Source organism: Variovorax defluvii, from assembly GCF_039541515.1.
In the GTDB taxonomy this organism is placed as follows: domain Bacteria; phylum Pseudomonadota; class Gammaproteobacteria; order Burkholderiales; family Burkholderiaceae_C; genus Variovorax; species Variovorax defluvii.
In genome coordinates, this window is the sequence record NZ_BAABGJ010000022.1 from 1 (window position 1) to 16,120 (window position 16,120).

Annotated in this window: 13 protein-coding genes and 1 pseudogene; 4 read left to right on the plus strand and 10 right to left on the minus strand. The window is 69.2% G+C overall.

Annotated elements, in window-relative coordinates; genetic code table 11:
* The first annotated feature begins 206 nt into the window (after nucleotides 1–206).
* The 4 genes from ABEA07_RS13285 to ABEA07_RS13300 all read left to right on the plus strand — a co-directional run bounded on the left by ABEA07_RS13285 (nucleotide 207) and on the right by ABEA07_RS13300 (nucleotide 5,081).
* Nucleotides 207–983: an ABC transporter ATP-binding protein gene (locus ABEA07_RS13285; protein ID WP_345538386.1), complete on the plus strand. Its 777-nt coding sequence runs from the start codon at nucleotides 207–209 to the stop codon at nucleotides 981–983.
* A 5-nt stretch (nucleotides 984–988) separates the two neighbouring features.
* On the plus strand, nucleotides 989–2,848 hold the full coding sequence (locus ABEA07_RS13290) for an AMP-dependent synthetase/ligase (RefSeq protein WP_345538399.1): 1,860 nt from the start codon (nucleotides 989–991) through the stop codon (nucleotides 2,846–2,848).
* Nucleotides 2,849–2,915: 67 nt separating this feature from the next.
* Nucleotides 2,916–4,079 (plus strand): ABC transporter substrate-binding protein, encoded by a 1,164-nt coding sequence (locus ABEA07_RS13295; RefSeq protein ID WP_345538387.1) that lies wholly within the window; start codon nucleotides 2,916–2,918, stop codon nucleotides 4,077–4,079.
* A 171-nt stretch (nucleotides 4,080–4,250) separates the two neighbouring features.
* On the plus strand, nucleotides 4,251–5,081 hold the full coding sequence (locus tag ABEA07_RS13300; protein ID WP_345538389.1) for an HDOD domain-containing protein: 831 nt from the start codon (nucleotides 4,251–4,253) through the stop codon (nucleotides 5,079–5,081).
* A 121-nt stretch (nucleotides 5,082–5,202) separates the two neighbouring features.
* Here ABEA07_RS13300 and ABEA07_RS13305 read toward each other — a convergent pair whose 3' ends face one another.
* The 10 genes and pseudogenes from ABEA07_RS13305 to ABEA07_RS13350 all read right to left on the minus strand — a co-directional run bounded on the left by ABEA07_RS13305 (nucleotide 5,203) and on the right by ABEA07_RS13350 (nucleotide 15,921).
* Nucleotides 5,203–5,580: a VOC family protein gene (locus ABEA07_RS13305; protein WP_345538390.1), complete on the minus strand. Its 378-nt coding sequence runs from the start codon at nucleotides 5,578–5,580 to the stop codon at nucleotides 5,203–5,205.
* Nucleotides 5,581–5,634: 54 nt separating this feature from the next.
* Nucleotides 5,635–7,092 carry an SRPBCC family protein gene (locus tag ABEA07_RS13310; protein WP_345538391.1) on the minus strand — a complete coding sequence of 486 codons (1,458 nt, stop codon included), beginning with the start codon at nucleotides 7,090–7,092 and terminating at the stop codon, nucleotides 5,635–5,637.
* A 175-nt stretch (nucleotides 7,093–7,267) separates the two neighbouring features.
* Entirely contained in the window at nucleotides 7,268–7,708 is a 441-nt protein-coding gene (locus ABEA07_RS13315) for an SRPBCC family protein (RefSeq protein ID WP_345538392.1), read from the minus strand.
* Between the two features lie 3 nt (nucleotides 7,709–7,711).
* Nucleotides 7,712–9,409 (minus strand): flotillin family protein, encoded by a 1,698-nt coding sequence (locus ABEA07_RS13320; protein WP_345538393.1) that lies wholly within the window; start codon nucleotides 9,407–9,409, stop codon nucleotides 7,712–7,714.
* Nucleotides 9,410–9,424: 15 nt separating this feature from the next.
* Nucleotides 9,425–10,255, minus strand: coding sequence for a phosphoenolpyruvate hydrolase family protein (locus tag ABEA07_RS13325; RefSeq protein WP_345538395.1), 831 nt, complete (start codon nucleotides 10,253–10,255; stop codon nucleotides 9,425–9,427).
* Nucleotides 10,256–10,271: 16 nt separating this feature from the next.
* A complete protein-coding gene (locus tag ABEA07_RS13330; protein WP_345538400.1) occupies nucleotides 10,272–11,522 on the minus strand; it encodes a Tm-1-like ATP-binding domain-containing protein in 1,251 nt (416 codons plus the stop codon).
* A 294-nt stretch (nucleotides 11,523–11,816) separates the two neighbouring features.
* Nucleotides 11,817–12,560 (minus strand): annotated as a pseudogene (locus ABEA07_RS13335) (ABC transporter ATP-binding protein); the annotation flags it as partial.
* Nucleotides 12,560–13,387 (minus strand): ABC transporter ATP-binding protein, encoded by an 828-nt coding sequence (locus ABEA07_RS13340; RefSeq protein WP_345538396.1) that lies wholly within the window; start codon nucleotides 13,385–13,387, stop codon nucleotides 12,560–12,562. The pseudogene ABEA07_RS13335 and the gene ABEA07_RS13340, both read right to left, overlap by 1 nt.
* A gap of 135 nt (nucleotides 13,388–13,522) precedes the next feature.
* Nucleotides 13,523–14,785, minus strand: coding sequence for an ABC transporter substrate-binding protein (locus ABEA07_RS13345; RefSeq protein WP_345538397.1), 1,263 nt, complete (start codon nucleotides 14,783–14,785; stop codon nucleotides 13,523–13,525).
* Entirely contained in the window at nucleotides 14,782–15,921 is a 1,140-nt protein-coding gene (locus ABEA07_RS13350; protein ID WP_345538398.1) for a branched-chain amino acid ABC transporter permease, read from the minus strand. The genes ABEA07_RS13345 and ABEA07_RS13350 overlap by 4 nt, the downstream gene beginning before the upstream one ends.
* Nucleotides 15,922–16,120: the final 199 nt, after the last annotated feature.

Below are 16,120 nucleotides of genomic sequence, written 5' to 3' on the forward strand. Positions count from 1 at the left end.
TTGGTTACTTTCTTTGGCGAGACAAAGAAAGTAACTCGCCCGCCGGGGCGAATTCCCGGCTCCTGCGCCACCCAACCAGCAAGGCCAAAACAAAGCCCCGAACGCCAAGTCCAACCCACAACAAGAACAACGCCAAAGCAAAGGCCCAGAGCCCTCACCCCAACCCTCTCCCAGACCAAGACCGAGCAAGACAAGGAAGCAGGCCAATGACCGACGACTCCGTCCTCCAATTGCTCAACGTCGAAAGCGCCTACGGTCCCATCAAAGCCATCCGCGGAGTCAGCCTCAAAGTGCGCCGAGCCGAGATCGCCACCGTCCTGGGCTCCAACGGCGCCGGCAAGACCACCATCCTGAAAACCATCTCCGGCATCATCGACCCTCGCAAGGGCAGCATCGAATTCGAGGGCCGCAACATCACCGCCAAGGACCCGGCGCACATCGTCCAGCAGGGTCTGTGCCACGTCCCCGAAGGCCGAGAAGTTTTCCCTTTGCTGTCGGTCAAGGACAACCTCCTCATGGGCGCCTACACCCGCCAGGACCGCGACGGCGTCGCCCGCGACATGGAAACGGTCTACGGCTACTTCCCCATCCTCCGCGAGCGAGCCACGCAGCACGCCGGCCTGCTCTCCGGCGGCCAGCAGCAGATGCTGGCCATCTCCCGCGCCATCATGGCGGCCCCCAAGCTGATCCTGCTCGACGAGCCCAGCCTCGGCCTCTCCCCCAAGCTCACCCGCGAGATCTTCGAGATCGTGGTGCGCATCAACCGCGAGCGCGGCACCACCATCCTGCTGGTCGAGCAGAACGCCAACATGGCGCTCAACGCCGCCGACTACGGCTACGTGCTGGAGAACGGCCGCATCGTCATGGAAGACACCTGCGAGCGCCTTCGCGAAAAGGAGGACATCAAGGAGTTCTACCTCGGCCTCAAGGACGAAGGCGTGCGCGGCGAACGCCGCTGGAAAAAGAAGAAGACCTGGAGGTGAGCACCATGGCCGCCCGCGGACTCTGGGACATCGAGCACATCCGGCCCCGCACCGGCATCGTCATCGCCGGCGAGACCCTCCCGGCCATCTTCTGGAACGCCGCCGCCGCCCGCGCCGACCACGTCTGGATGCGGCAGAAGGCGTTCGGCATCTGGCGCAGCTGGACCTGGCGCCAGACCGCCGAGGCGGTGCGCGAGATCGCCGGCGGTCTCATGGCGCTCGACTTCGCACCGGGCGAGTGCGCTTCCATCCTCGCCAACACCGTCGTCGAATGGGTGCTGGCCGACCTCGCGGTGCTCAGCTGCGGCGGCGTGGCCAACGGCATCTACCCGACCGATGCCGCCTCGCAGCTGCAGTACCTGTGCGAGGACTCGCGCAGCACCATCCTCTTCGTCGAGGACGACGAGCAGCTCGACAAGGCACTCGAAGTGCGCGCCGCGCTGCCGGACCTGCGCCGGATCGTCGTCTTCGACATGAAGGGACTGCGGGAGCTGGACGACCCCGGCGTGATCAGCCTCGACGCCTTGCGCGCCCTCGGCCGCGAGCACCTGCAGGGCCATGCGCAGGAGCTGGAGCAGCGCATCGCCGGCTGCCGGCCGGACGACCTGGCCATCCTCGTCTACACGTCCGGCACCACGGGCAAGCCCAAGGGCGCCATGCACTGCCACCGCGGCCTGGTCCACACCGTGCGCGGCTACAACACCCTGGTCGCCCAGGACGAGCACGACGAGCGCATGTGCTTCCTGCCCCTGTGCCACATCGCCGAGCGCCTGGGCGGCGAGTACTTCTCCCTGTACACCGGCGCCATCCTCAACTTCGTCGAGAACCCCGAGACGGTCCCCGAGAACGTGCGCGAGATCGCGCCGACCGTCTTCACCGCCGTGCCGCGCGTGTGGGAGAAGTTCTACTCCGGCGTGATGATCGCGCTCAAGGAGGCGAGCCGCCTGCAGCAGGCCGCCTACGGCTGGGCCATCGGCGTGGGCGGCGCCATTGCCGAGCGCGTGCTGGCGGGGCAGCCGGTGGGCGCGGCCCTGCGCCTGAAGTTCATGCTCGCGCGCTGGCTGGCGCTGGACAACGTGCGCAAGTTCATCGGCATCCACCGCGCGCGCTTCCTGGTCACCGGTGCGGCGCCGATTTCGCCCGAGCTGATCAGGTGGTACCTGGCCCTGGGCGTGCCCATGCTGGAGGTCTGGGGCATGACCGAAACCTGCGGCGCCGCCACCGGCATGCCGGCCGGGCGCATCAAGCCCGGCTCCATCGGCCCGGCCGCCGGATACAACGAGGTGCGTGTCGATCCCGCCACCGGCGAGATCCTGGTGCGCGGCACCAACGTCTTCATGGGCTACCTCAACCTGCCCGAGAAGACGGCCGAGGCGATCGACCCCGAAGGCTGGCTGCACACCGGCGACGTGGGCGCCATGGACGAGGACGGGTATTTCCGCATTACCGACCGGATGAAGGACATCATCATCACGGCAGGGGGCAAGAACATCACCCCGAGCGAGCTGGAAAACGAGCTCAAGTTCAGCCCCTACATCACGGACGCCGTGGTGATCGGCGACGCCAGGCCCTACCTCACGGTGATCATCATGATCGATCAGGAGAACGTCGAGAAATTCGCGCAGGACCACGACGTGCCCTTCAGCAACTACCAGAGCCTCACGCGCGCGCCGCAAGTGCTGGACCTGATCCAGGGCGAGATCGACCGCGTCAACGCGAAGTTCGCGCGCGTCGAGCAGATCAAGAAGTTCTTCCTCCTGGAGACCCAACTCTCCGCAGAGGACGAGGAGCTCACGCCCACCATGAAGCTCAAGCGCAAGCTGGTGCAGGCCAAGTACGCCGAACGCATCGACGCCATGTATTAGCCGGCCCGGCCAAGGCGGCTGCGGGGTGTTCCCCGAATGATCCGATCCACAACGAAGGAGATGGGCAATGAAGAAGGCAGGCATTCGATGGACAGTCGCTGCGGTGGCGCTCGCCGGGTCGGGCGCGTTCGCGCAGCAGGGTGTCACCAAGGACGAGATCCGCATCGGCACCATCCAGGACCTCTCCGGTCCGCTGGCCGGCTACGGCAAGCAGGCGCGCAACGGCATGCAGCTGCGCGTGGACGAGCTCAACGAGCAGGGCGACGTGAACGGCCGCAAGCTCAAGCTGCTGGTCGAAGACTCGGGCTACGACCCCAAGAAGGCCGTGCTGGCGGCGCAGAAGCTGGTCAACCAGGACAAGATCTTCATCATGGCCGGCCACATCGGCACGGCCCAGAACATGGCGGCGATGCCAGTGCAGTTCGAGAAGAACGTGGTGAATTTCTTCCCGATCACTGCGGCCAGAGAGATGTACGAGCCGCATCACCGGCTCAAGTACTCCTTCGCCGCCACTTACTACGACCAGATGCGCCTGGCTCTGCCGAAGATGATCAAGGACAAGAATGCCAAGAAGGTCTGCACCATCTACCAGGACGACGAGTTCGGCCTGGAGGTGCAGCGCGGGGCCGAGGCCGGCCTGAAGACGGTGGGCATGGAGCTCGCCGAGAAGACCTCGTACAAACGCGGCGCCACCGACTTTTCCTCCCAGGTCGCGAAGATGAAGGCCGCCAACTGCGACCTGGTGGTGCTCGGTACCATCATCCGGGAGACCATCGGCACGGTGGGCGAGGCGCGCAAGACCGGCTTCAACCCGGTCTTCCTGGGCTCCAGCGCGGCCTATACCGACCTGATCCACAAGCTCGGCGGCAAGGCCATGGACGGGATCTATGCCACCCACAGTGCGCAGAATCCCTACCTGGACGAGGCCTCGCAGGCGATCCGCTTCTGGGCCAACAAGTACAAGACCAAGTTCAACGAGGACCCGACCGTGTTCTCGGTCTACGGGTACACGATCATCGACGACTTCATCAAGGCCGCGCAGAAGGCCGGGCCCAACCTCACGACAGACAGCTTCGTCAAGGCGATGGACAGCATGACCTTCGAGCCTGACATGTTCGGCGCGCCGAAGATGACCTTCACCGCCACCAAGCGCCTGGGCAACGACCAGTCGCGGCTGTCGCAGATCGTCGACGGCAAGTGGAAGGTCGTGTCGGACTACGTCTCGCCCTGATCGACCCGGCGGTGGCGGGGCGCGGGCCGGGATGGACGCCGCCCTCAAGAAATCGGAAAGACGGCCGATAGCACGGATATGCCGCCGGGCCACCGTGCCCGGCGCCGTCGGCTCCGCTGCATGTAAGACAATCGCCTACACCGCCATCCCACTCTTCCGGGTCCGCCCAACATGCCAGCCGCAGACGTCGAACAGCTGTTCGCACAGAACCATACCCTCCCCACCGTGCCCAAGGTGGTCCGCGACCTGATCGAGGTGCTGGCCAACGAAAACGCCTCCCTGTCGCAGGTGGCCCGCAAGATCGAGGCCGACCAGGTCCTCACGGCCCGCATGCTGCGCCTGGCGAACTCGCCCTTCTACGGGCTGCGCCGGAAGGTGTCCTCCATGGAAGAGGCGATCCGGATGCTCGGGCTGTCCGCCATCCGCACGCTGGTGATCAGCGCCAATCTCACGGGCACCTTCCAGAAGGTGCCACACGTCAACCTGCCGGGCTTCTGGCGCCACAGCCTGCGCGTGGCCTCCGTGGCCCGCCACCTGGCCGGGCTGGGCCGCTCGGTCGACCCGAACCTGGCCTTCACCGTCGGCAGCATGTACGCCATCGGCCACCTGATCATGGCCATGGTCCGACCCGATGAAGTCGCCGCAGTCAACGCGGCTTCTACCTTCGATTCGATGCGCCGCTTCGCGGCCGAGGAGCAGGCCTTCGGCTTCCACTATGGCGACGTGAGCGCCAGGCTGGCGTCGCGCTGGGACTTTTCCGAGGAATACGTGACCGCGCTGGGCGCCTTCGCCCGTCCGCTGGACAGGCCGTCCTTCGATCCGCTGGCGGGCCTGCTCCACCTGGGCGTCTGGCGCATGGCGCTGGACCGCGACGGCGCCGTGGCTTCCGGTGCGGCCCGCCCGGCGGAGGTCCTGAAGGCCCTGGGGCTGCCGGCCGACAGCCTGGAGGAGATGCCGGCACCCGAGGAGCTGGCGGCCGATCTGGAGCTGATGATCGGTTGACCCGGCGAGCGAGAACGCCGAGCAGGCGGCGATGGGCTTCGTGGCTGCCTTGGAGCGTGCCCTCCACCAGCAAGCCGGCTTCATAGGTCGCAGAGACCGACGCTGGCGGCAGCGTCCTGCCTCAAGGCTGCTCCGCCGCATCGAAATCTAGCTCCACCTTCGCCCCGTTCGGGTCATGGCAGAACAGCTGCCAGGTTCCGGCCCCCGCCTGTTGCCGCAGTTCGTACTTCACCCCGCGCGCATCGAAGCGCGCCTTCACCGCCCGCAGGTCGCGCGCGGTGAAGGCCATGTGGTCGATCACGCCCGTGCGCTGCGCCGGCACCGGCCGGCCGAAGTACAGGTGCACCAGGGCCTGCGGTCCGTCGCCGTAGAGCCAGGCGCCGGGAAAACCGAGCTCCGGCCGCGGGCCGACCCGCAGGCCGAGCAGGCCGGTGTAGAAGTTCAGGGTCTCCTGCTCGTCCTCCGCGGTCACGGTGAAGTGGTTCATGCCGACGATCATGGGATGGCTCCTCGGGTTCGTTCAAAGGCGGATCAAGGGCGTCAGGCGGCTCACTCAGGGCAGCAGCACCAGCGCGCCGAGCGTGGCGCGCGATTCCAGGCGCTCATGGGCCCGCGCTGCCGATTCGAGTGAATGGCGCTCGATGGGCGGCAGCCGGATGCTGCCATCGCCCAGCGCATCCCAAACGCGCTGCGCGCGCTCGGCGAGCTGGGCCGGCGTCGCGACGTAGTCGAACACCACTGGCCGCGAGAAGCTCAGCGACTTGGCGACAAGCGCATCAGGCGCCAGCGCCGCGAGCGGTCCGCTGGCCTGGCCCAGGCTGATCCAGTGGCCGCGCCGCGCCAGGGCCGCGAGGTTCTCGTCGCGGGCCGCGTCGCCCAGGCCGTCGACCAGCACGTCCACGCCGCCGCACAGGCGCTGCACCGCATCGGCGAAGCGGTAGTCGCGCGTGACGATCACGTGCTCGCAGCCATGCTCGCGCGCCACGCGGGCCTTCTCCTCGCTCGACACGGTGCCGAGCACGGTCGCGCCGAGTCGCCGCGCCCAGGCGCACAGCAGCAGGCCCACGCCGCCGGCCGCGGCATGCACCAGCAGGCGCGTGCCGCGCCGCACCTGGCCCAGGTCGCGCAACAGGTAGTCGGCGGTGATGCCCTTGAGCAGCAGCGCGGCGGCGGTCTCGTCCTCGATGGCGGCGGGCAGCCGCACCACCCATCCGGCCGGCACGCAGCGCACGCCGCAGTAGGCGCCCGGCACCGGGCCCAGGTAGGCGACGCGGTCGCCGGGCAGCAGTCCGGCCACCTGCGCTCCCACGTCGAGCACGCTGCCCGCCGCTTCCATGCCGGGCACCAGCGGCAGCGGCGCGGGGACCCAGCCGCGCCGAAGGTAGACATCGATGAAGTTCACGCCGACGGCCCGTTGATGGATACGCACCTCGCCTTCGCGCGGTGCCGGCGCTTCCGCGTCTTCGAGGCGCAGCACCTCGGGATTGCCATGGCGATCGACCACCACGCGACGTGTCGGCAACGCAAGGGCGGAGGGCATCGGTCCGGCCTGCCCGGGCGTGCGCAGGTCGCCGCCTTGCCGCAGATGCTGCCGCAGGTTCTCGAAGCCCGCCTCGTACACGTCGCGCGCCACCATCTCGCGCAGTTCGCGTTCCTGCCCGGGCGGCGTGGCGAAGGTGGACTCCCAGTGCCAGAAGGTGCGGTTGCCGTCGGTCACCGGCTTCAGCGTGACGGTGGCCACGTAGCGTTGCAGCGGCACGGTGGCCTCCACGATGCAGTAGGTGCTGCGGTGCTCGGTGTCCGAAAGGGTCAGCAGCTGCTCGCGGATGCGGTTGCCGTCGCGCAGCGTGAAGCTGCGCACGCAGCCGACCTGGTCGCTGCGTTCGCCGCCCTCGATGCGGCTGGTCTCCACCACCGCGTGCCACTGGTCGTGGCTGTTGAAGTCGCGCAGCACGGCCCAGACGCGCTCGATGGGCGCGTCGATGATGGTCGAGCGCACGACCCTTTGCATCAGGCCTCCCGCCGGGCCGCCCCAAGGGAGGCCTGACCTTGCAGGTCGCGCCGTCGCGAGACGCGACGGCTCTTCGTGCCGTCCGAGCCTGCACTGGCAGGCTCGGAGCCGCGGCACTCAGCCCCCTCGGGGGGCAGCGAATACACGCAGTGATGAGCCTGGGGGCTGCAGTTCATCAGCGGCTTCCGAAGTGGCGCTTCAGTGCATCGAAGCCGGCCTGGAACACGCCTTGCCCGATGGTTTCGGCCAGCTCGCCTTCGCGCCCCTCCGCGCATTCGAACTCCGCGCTCCATTCGGCGAAGCAGCGCCCCCCATCCGTCACGGGGGTGAGCTTGAGCGTGGCCACGTAGTTCGACACGCCCATCGGGCTTTCCAGGATTTCGTAGGTGCAGCTGTACTCGTAATCCGACAGCGCCAGCAGCTTCTCGCGGATCGTCCCGCCGCCCTGCGTGTGGAACTGGCGGATGCAGCCCACGCGGTCGGCCGGCTGGCCGTTCTCGATGCGGCTGTCGGCGATCTGCGGATGCCACTGCGGCAGGCCGTTGAAGTCGCGGATGCGCGACCACACGTTGTCCGCGCCGGCGTCGATCACGCTGGAGACGTAGACCTGCACCATGCGCTATTCCTTCTTCTTCGCGCCGCCGGAGGGCAGGGCGGCCTGTGCGCCGCTGGCCTCGCCCGCCAGGCGCTGGATGTCGCCGCCCTCGATGCCGATCTCGCGCAGCAACTGGTCCACCAGCGGCGCCTGGGCGCGGTAGCGCAGCGCCGAATTGACCAGGCCGTCGGCGAAGCCGCCGTGCGCCTCGCCATTGGGCACGCTGCCACCGCCGCCGCCGCCCAGCCCGTCCACGTGCAGGATCTTGATGCCCTCGATGCGCTCCATCGGCCGCACCGATTCGCGGATGATGGCCTCGGCCTTCTCCACCAGCTTCATGCGCAGGGCCGACATGCGGGCCTCGGGCGAAAGCATGTTGTGCGCCTCGTTCATCATGCGCTGCGCCTCGGCCTCGATCTCGGCGCGCACGCGCATCGCCATGGAGCGGATCTTCTCGGCATCGGCATCCGCCTCGGCCTGCGCGCGCAGGGCGGCGCCGCGGTCCGCGCTGGCGTCCTTCTCGGCCTGGGCCGCGGCCGTGAGGCGCAATGCGTCGCGCTCGGCCACCTGGGCCGCGGCGATCAGCTCGATCGCCTTCTTGCGCTCGGCCATCTCCACTTCGCGCGCGGTGAACACCTTCTCCTCGGCCGCCACGGCCTCGGCGCGCGCGGCTTCGGCCTCGGCCTGGGCCTCGCTCTGGGCCTTGCTCTCGCGCGCCACGGCGATGGCGCGCTGCTGCTCGGCCAGCTCCAGCGAAAGGCGTCGTTCGATCTCGGCGCCCTGGATGGCGCGCTCCTTCGAGATGCGCTCCTCCTCGATGGTCTGCTCGGCGCGGATGCGGGCCGCGTCGATGCTCTGCTTCGCCGCGATCTGCGCGCCCTCCGCATCCTGCTCGCGCTGCGCACGTTCGGCCGCCAGCTCGGCGCGCTGCCGGGCGCGCGCGACTTCCACCTCGCGCTGCTGCGCCAGGCGCGCATGCTCGCTCTCGCGGTCGATCTCCAGGGAGAGCTTCTCGGCTTCCAGGTTCTTGTTGCGGATCGCGATCAGCGTGTCCTGCTCCACGTCGTTGCGCTGTTTCTTGCGGTGCTCGATCTGCTCGGTCAGCCGCGTCAGGCCCTCGGCGTCGAAGGCGTTGCTGGGGTTGAAGAACTCCATCGCGGTCTGGTCGAGCTGGGTGAGCGAGGCGGCCTCCAGCTCCAGCCCATTCTTGGTCAGGTCCTCGGCCACGGATTCACGCACTCGGCGCACGTAGGCGCCGCGCTTCTCGTGCAGTTCCTCCATGGTCATTTCGGCCGCGGCCGTGCGCAGGGCGTCGACGAACTTGCCCTCCACCAGCTCCTTGAGCTGTTCCGGCTCCATGGTGCGCAGGCCCAGGGTCTGCGCGGCCGCGGCCACCGCCTCCGGCCGGGTGGCGACGCGCACGTAGAACTCGGCGATCACGTCCACGCGCATGCGGTCCTTGGTGATGAGCGCCTTGTCGCGGCCACGGCTGACCTCGAGCCGCAGCGTGTTCATGTTGACCGGGATCACGTCGTGCACGATCGGCAGCACGAAGGCGCCGCCGTCCAGCACCACCTTCTGCCCACCCAGGCCGGTGCGCACGAAGGCCCGTTCCTTCGAACTGCGCAGGTACAGCCAGTGCAGCAGCCAGACCGCCAGCGCGACCACGACCGCGACCACGATCAGCCCCAGGATGAAACTACCGAATTGAGCACCGGACATGGACGTCGTCTCCTCTTATCGCGTGATGCCGACGAAGCGGCGCGTGGTCTCGGTCAGCGCTGCCTCGGTGGGCAGGCGCTCCATCGAACTGGCGCCGTAGAAGCCGTGGCAGGACGGGCAGCGGGCCAGTACCCATTGCGCGTCTTCCGGCGTGGCGATGGGGCCGCCGTGGCACAGCACGATGGCCTCCGGGTTCACGGCGTGGGCCGCCGCGGCCCAGGCATTGATGCGCGGAACGCAGTCCTCCAGCGTGAGCGCGGTGCCGGCGCCGATGGTGCCGCCCGTGGTCAGGCCCAGGTGGCAGACCACGATGTCGGCGCCGGCCGCGGCCATGGCGCGTGCGTCCGCCTCGCAGAAGACGTAGGGCGTGGTCAGCAGGTCGAAGGCGCGGGCGCGCGCGATCAGCTCCACCTCGAGCGCGTAGCCCATGCCGGTCTCTTCCAGGTTGGCGCGGAAAGTGCCGTCGATCAGGCCCACGGTGGGGAAGTTCTGCACGCCGGAAAAGCCCAGCGACACCAGCCGGCGCAGGAACTCGTCCGGGATCATGAAGGGGTCGGTCCCGTTCACCCCGGCCAGCACCGGCGCGTGCTTCACCACCGGCAGCACCTCGCGCGCCATTTCGCAGACGATCTCGTTGGCATTGCCGTAGGCCAGCAGGCCGGCCAGCGAGCCGCGCCCGGCCATGCGGTAGCGGCCGGAGTTGTAGATCACGATCAGGTCGATGCCGCCGGCCTCCTCGCACTTGGCCGACAGGCCGGTACCGGCGCCGCCGCCGATGAGCGGCCGGCCGGCCGCGATCTTGGCGCGGAAGCGTTCGAGCAAGGTGCTGCGTGGGATGCGTGCCATGTCGTCGTCTCCCTCTTCAGGCGCGCTGCCGGGCAGGGGGCGCGGCCGCGGCGATCTCGCGCCAGGCCGCGACCAGGGCCTCGGCGAAGGCCTCGTCGTTGATGTGCAGGGGCAGGCGCTGCAGGCGCCGCCCGGCGCCGGGCCGGAAGTTCTGCTCGATGGCCTCGAACAGGGCGCGGTCGGCCTCGGGGTCGTGGAAGGGCTGTCCCGGCCGGTCGATGGCCGAGACGCCGCCCTCGGGAATCAGGAAGCGCAGCGGTCCGCGCATGGCGTTGAGCTTGGCGGCGAGGAAGGCGCCGATGGCCCGGCACTCGTCGGGCGTGGTGCGCATCAGCGTCACGGTCGGGTTGTGGCGGTACAGCCGGCGCGCGCGGAAGCGCTCGGGCACGCTGTCCCAGGCGCCGAAGTTGATCATGTCGAGCGCGCCGCAGGAGCCCACATAGGGCAGCGCATGGCGCGCGAACACGTCCAGCCGCGCCGGCCCCGCCGACAGCACGCCGCCGCCGATCTCGTCCGCGATTTCCGTGGTGGAAGCGTCGATCACGCCGGCCAGCAGGCCCGAATCGGCGAGCTTTTCCATCGACTGGCCGCCCACGCCGGTGGCGTGGAAGACCAGGCAGTCGTAGTCCGCCTCCAGGCGCTTGGTCACCGCCTGCACGCAGGGCGTGGTGACGCCGAACATGGTGAGCCCGAGCGCGGCCTTGCGCACCTCGGAGACCACCGGCGGGTGCGCGATCATCCCCGCCAGCGCGTGGGCCGCATTCGACAGCACCTGCTCGCTGATGCGGTGGATGCCCTGCACGTCGGTGACCGAGTACATCATGCAGATGTCGCTCGGCCCCACGTAGGGCCGGGTGTCGCCGCTGGCCATGGTCGAGACCATCACCTTGGGCACGCCGATCGGCAGCGCGCGCATGCCCTGCGTGGCCATCGAGGTGCCACCGGAGCCGCCGGCGGAAATCAAGCCGCCCAGGTCGCGCCGGGTGCACAGGAAGGCTTCGAAAGCCTGTGCCATCGCGGTGGTGGCGCTGCCGCGGTCGCCGCTGAACACCGCCGATTCGCCCTGCGGATGGTGGCGCGCCACCTCGCGCGGGTGCACGCTGGCCGGCGAGGGCTTGCCGGAGGTCGCGAGGTCCACCGTCACCACCCGCAGGCCCAGGCGCTCCAGGCACTGGCGCAGGAAGAAGAGCTCGCGCGCCTTGGTGTCGAAGGTGCCGGCCACGTAGGCGGCGCGGGTGCTGCCGGCCGCGACCGGGAAGTCGAACAGCTGCGCGGCCGGCCGATCCGCCCCGCCCTGGCTCCCTCTCCCGCTCGCGGGAGCGGGGGGCGGTGGGGGGGAGGGCGAGACCGCCGCCGCCGCGCGCGGTATGTCGTTCACCGGGGCGGCCGCGGCACCCGCATTCCAGCGCGTGAAACCACGCACGGTGCGCGGCGCGAGCGCGTCCATCGTGGGCGCCCCATCGGCATGGGCGCGGCGCACCGTGAAGACCTGGGTCGGCGCGGGCTCGGCGCCCCCTGCCGCGGCCAGCGGTGCTGTCGCTTCGTCATGGCCATTCGACCGCACCCCGAGCAGCCGCTCCTGCAGCGCCAGGTCGGCCGCGAGCTGGGCGGCCGGCATCTGCTGCGCGATGCGGCCGTTGACCATCACGCCGATGCGGTCGGCCACCGACATCGCCACGCCGAGGTTCTGCTCGATCAGCAGCACCGCGATGCGGCCCTCGGCCGCGAGCGTGCGCAGAGAGTGCGCGACCTGCTCCACGATCACCGGCGCCAGGCCCTCGGTGGGCTCGTCCATCACCAGCAGGCGCGGGTCCAGCAGCAGGGCGCGGCCGATGGCCAGCATCTGCTGCTCGCCGCCCGAGAGCTGCGCGCCGCCGTGCCCGCGGCGCTCGGCCAGGCGCGGGAACATGGCGTAGATGCGCTCCAGCTCGCGCCGGTGGCCGGCCACCAGGCGCAGGGTTTCGTCGACGGTGAGCGAGGGCCACACGCGCCGGCCCTGCGGCACATAGGCGATGCCGCGGCGCGTGATCTCGTGCGGCGGCAGGCCCAGGATCTCCTCGCCCGCCAGCCGGATGCTGCCGCGCGCCGGCACCAGGCCGGTGATGGCATTGCACAGCGTGGTCTTGCCCATGCCGTTGCGCCCCACGATGCCGAGCACGCCGGTCTCGAGCGTGAGGCTCACTCCCTGCAGCGCATGGGCGCGGCCGTAGTAGACGTCCAGCGACTCGACGGACAGCACCGGGCCGCCACCGCCCGCCGCCACGGCCGCGGGCGGATTGTTTGCGGTGCGGCGCCGCCAGGCCATCAGTGCCGGCTCCCCATGTAGATGGCCTGCACCTGCGCGTCGTTCTCGATCTCTCCGGGCGTGCCGGTGCGCAGGGTGCGGCCGTTGTGCATGACCGTGACTTTCTCGGTCACGCGCAGGGCGATGTCCAGATCGTGCTCGATCAGCACGAAGCTCAAGTGGGCCGGCAGCGAGCGCAGCAGCGCCACCAGCTCGCGCCGTTCGGCCGGCGACAGGCCCGCGGCCGGCTCGTCGAACAGGATCAGGCGCGGCGCGCCGGCCAGCGCCATGCCGATCTCCAGCTGCCGCTGCTGGCCGTGCGCCAGGTTGGCGACACGCTCCTGCGCGAGATGGGCCAGCCGCGTGCGTTCCAGCAGATCCTGCGTGGCCAGCGTCGACGGATGCGACGCGCCCGCGCGCAGGAAGCCGAAGCGCCCGTTGGCCACGCCGCGCACCGCAAGGAACAGGTTGTCGCGCACCGTCAGCTCGCGGAACAGCAGCGAGGACTGGTAGGTGCGCCGCAGGCCCTTGCGGATGCGGTCGTAGGGCGGCAGCGCGGTGATGTCCTCCCCGAAGAAGTGAATGCGGCCGGCGGTCGGCGGGAAATCGCCGGTGATGGTGTTGAACAGCGTGGTCTTGCCCGCGCCGTTGGAGCCGAGGATGGCGTACTTCTCGCCGGCGGCGACCGACAGCGACACCCCGTCGACCGCACGCAGCGCACCGAAGGCGCGCGTCACCCCGCTGAGCACCAGCGCGTCGCTGGAGGCGAGCGGCGCATGCGCACCCGCGGCCGCCGCGGCCCGTGCGGGCGCGGCGGTGGCGGCGCGCAAGGTGCTGACCGAAGCCATTGCCGTTCTCCTTTCAGTCACGTAGGCCGCGAAGCCGGTCCCTTCGGGAGCACCCGCGGAACCGGCTTTGCCGGGCCGCTGGGTAGGGGGTCGGCGGACCCCACGAAGTGGGGGAGCCTGGGGGAGGGCAACATTTCATGGGCAAGACGGAACGTCCCGCGAGCCGATCTTGAACTCTTCCTTCTTCATGCCCAGCAACTGGTCGACGTTGTCGATCTTGCTGTGCACCTTGTTGAAGAGGTTGCCCTTGTCGTCCTTCACCACCTCGGTCACGAAGGTGGTGCCGATCGCCTGGCGGTTGCCGTCGAGCTTCACGTCGCCGGTCGGCGTCTTGAGCGTCATCTTCTGCAGCGCCTCGCGGTACTTGGCCTGGTTGCCGGAGAGGTCGCCCTTCACCGCGTCCAGCCCGTCCAGCGCCGCCTTCATGTTCACGTAGTACACGTAGGCGAACAGGCTCGGGCTCGGGAAGCCGCCGGCCGAGACCGGGTAGGTCTTCTGGTAGTCGGCGACGAAGGCCTTCCAGTCCGCGCCGTCGTAGGCATCGGCCAGGGGACCGGCCGACAGCGTGCCCACCAGCGAGTCGCGGCGCTTGCCCTTGTAGTTCAGCACGTCCTGGCTGACGGTGATCGAGCCGCCCAGCATCGGCTTGTCGCCGCCGGCGTTCTCGTACTGCGTGAGGAAGTTCACCGCGTCGGCGCCGCCGAGCACCACCAGCAGCGCGTCCACGTCCTTCGGGATCTTGGCGATGACGGACGAATAGTCCTTTCCGCCCAGCGGCACCCAGGCCTTTTCCGGCACCTTGCCGCCGGCCTTGCAGAACTCGGTCATGAAGCCCTGCACCTGCGAGTAGGGGAAGGCGTAGTCCTCCGCGATCACCATCACCTTCTTGTAGCCCTTGGCGATGGCCGCCTTGCCCAGGCCCACCATCCACTGCGCGCCCTCGGTGTTGAAGCGGTAGAAGTTCGGGCTCGGGCTGTCCAGCGTGGTGCCTTGCGCGCCCGATGCGCCGTTGATGAAGGTCACCTGCGGCTGCGTCTTCGAATAGTCCTTGACCGCGATGCCCTCGCCGCCGGACAGCGGGCCCACCATGATGTCCACCTTGTCCTGTTCGACCAGCTTGCGCGTGGCGTTGACGGCCACGTCCGGCTTGGCGTCGGAGCTGGCCTTGATGATCTCGATCTTGCGGCCGGCCACCATCCCGCCGCGCTGCTTGACCGCCAGTTCCGCGCCGCGCATGCCGTCCGCGCCGCCGGCCGCGAAGGGGCCTTCCAGCGTGGCGAGCAGGCCGATCTTGACCGGCTGGCCCTGTTGTGCCCACGCACTGCCGCCCGCCATCGCCGCCAGCGCGGCCGCACCCAACATCGAACGAACCCAGAGTCGCTTCATGTTCACGTTCACGGTTGTCTCCTTTGGTTGGAAGTCAAGCCTCGCCTCGAACCGAGGCGGACGCGCAGCGCCGCCCACAGGCCGAGCAGGCCGTCGGGGGAAAACAGGACGATCGCGAAGAAGATGCCGCCGATCAGCAGGTTGAAGCGCTCGCGGTCGATCAGGTCGATCGCGAAGGTCTGCAGCAGCACGAAGAGGATCGCGCCGAGGAAGGCGCCGATCGGGTGACGCATGCCGCCCAGCACGGCGACGACGAGGATGTTGATGAGCCAGGAGGTGCTGACCGAGCCCGGCGTGATCAGCCCGTTGTACCAGACCAGCAGCACGCCGCCGACCGCGGCCAGCAGCCCCGCCAGCGCATAGGCCGCGACGCGGTGCGCGACCACGTGGTAGCCCAGCGCCGCCATGCGCCGCGGGTTGTCGCGGATGCCCTGCAGCGCGATGCCGAAGGGCGCGCGCACCACCCACTTCACGAGGCAGTAGCCCGCCATCGCGCAGGCCAGGCAGAGGAAGTAGAAGGGCACCGGGGCGCGCCAGTCGAGGCCGAACACCTTCGGCGGATAGACCTCGCGCAGGCCCTGGAAGCCGTTGAAGACGCTGTAGTTCTGCAGCACCAGGTAGTAGAAGGCCACGCCGATCGCCAGCGTGATCATGATGGTGTAGATGCCCTCGGTGCGGACCGAGAGCCAGCCGATCAGCGTCGCGCAGAGGGTGGCGATGAAGAGGGCGAAAGGGACGGCGACCCACCAGGGCCAGCGCAGGGCGATGTCGGCGCCGCTGCTGCTGGTGCCCAGGATGGCCAGGGCATAGCCGGCGATGCCGGCGACCGTCATCTGTGCCAGGGAGACCATGCCGCCGTAGCCGGCGAGGAAGGTGAGGGAAAGGGCGACCAGGCCCAGGACGAGGGATTGGGCGGCGACCTGGAAGGTGATGAAGGGGGTGGCGATGAAGGGGAAGACCAGGAGCGCTGCGATGACGACGAGGTGGCGCGCGCGGATGGTGCGGCGCAGGGCGGGCAACCAGTCGCGGGGGGCTGGCGACCGGGGCTCGGGGGGCACGGCGATGGCGGGGACGGACGCGAGTGTGCGCGGCTGGGCGCCGGTGGTGGGGGGGGAGCGCATGGCACGGCGCCATTGGGCTGCGCTCATGAGGGCTCCTTGTATTGCTTCTTCTCGGGTTGGGAGGGGGTGGGGGCTCTGGGCGGCCTTTGGTTGGGGGTTGTTCTTGGGGTGGCTTGCCACTGGGGGCTTTGTTTTGGCCTTGTTGGTTGTTTGGCGCAGGAGCCGGGAATTCGCCCCGGCGGGCGAGTTACTTTCTTTGTCTCGCCAAAGAAAGTAACCAAAGAAA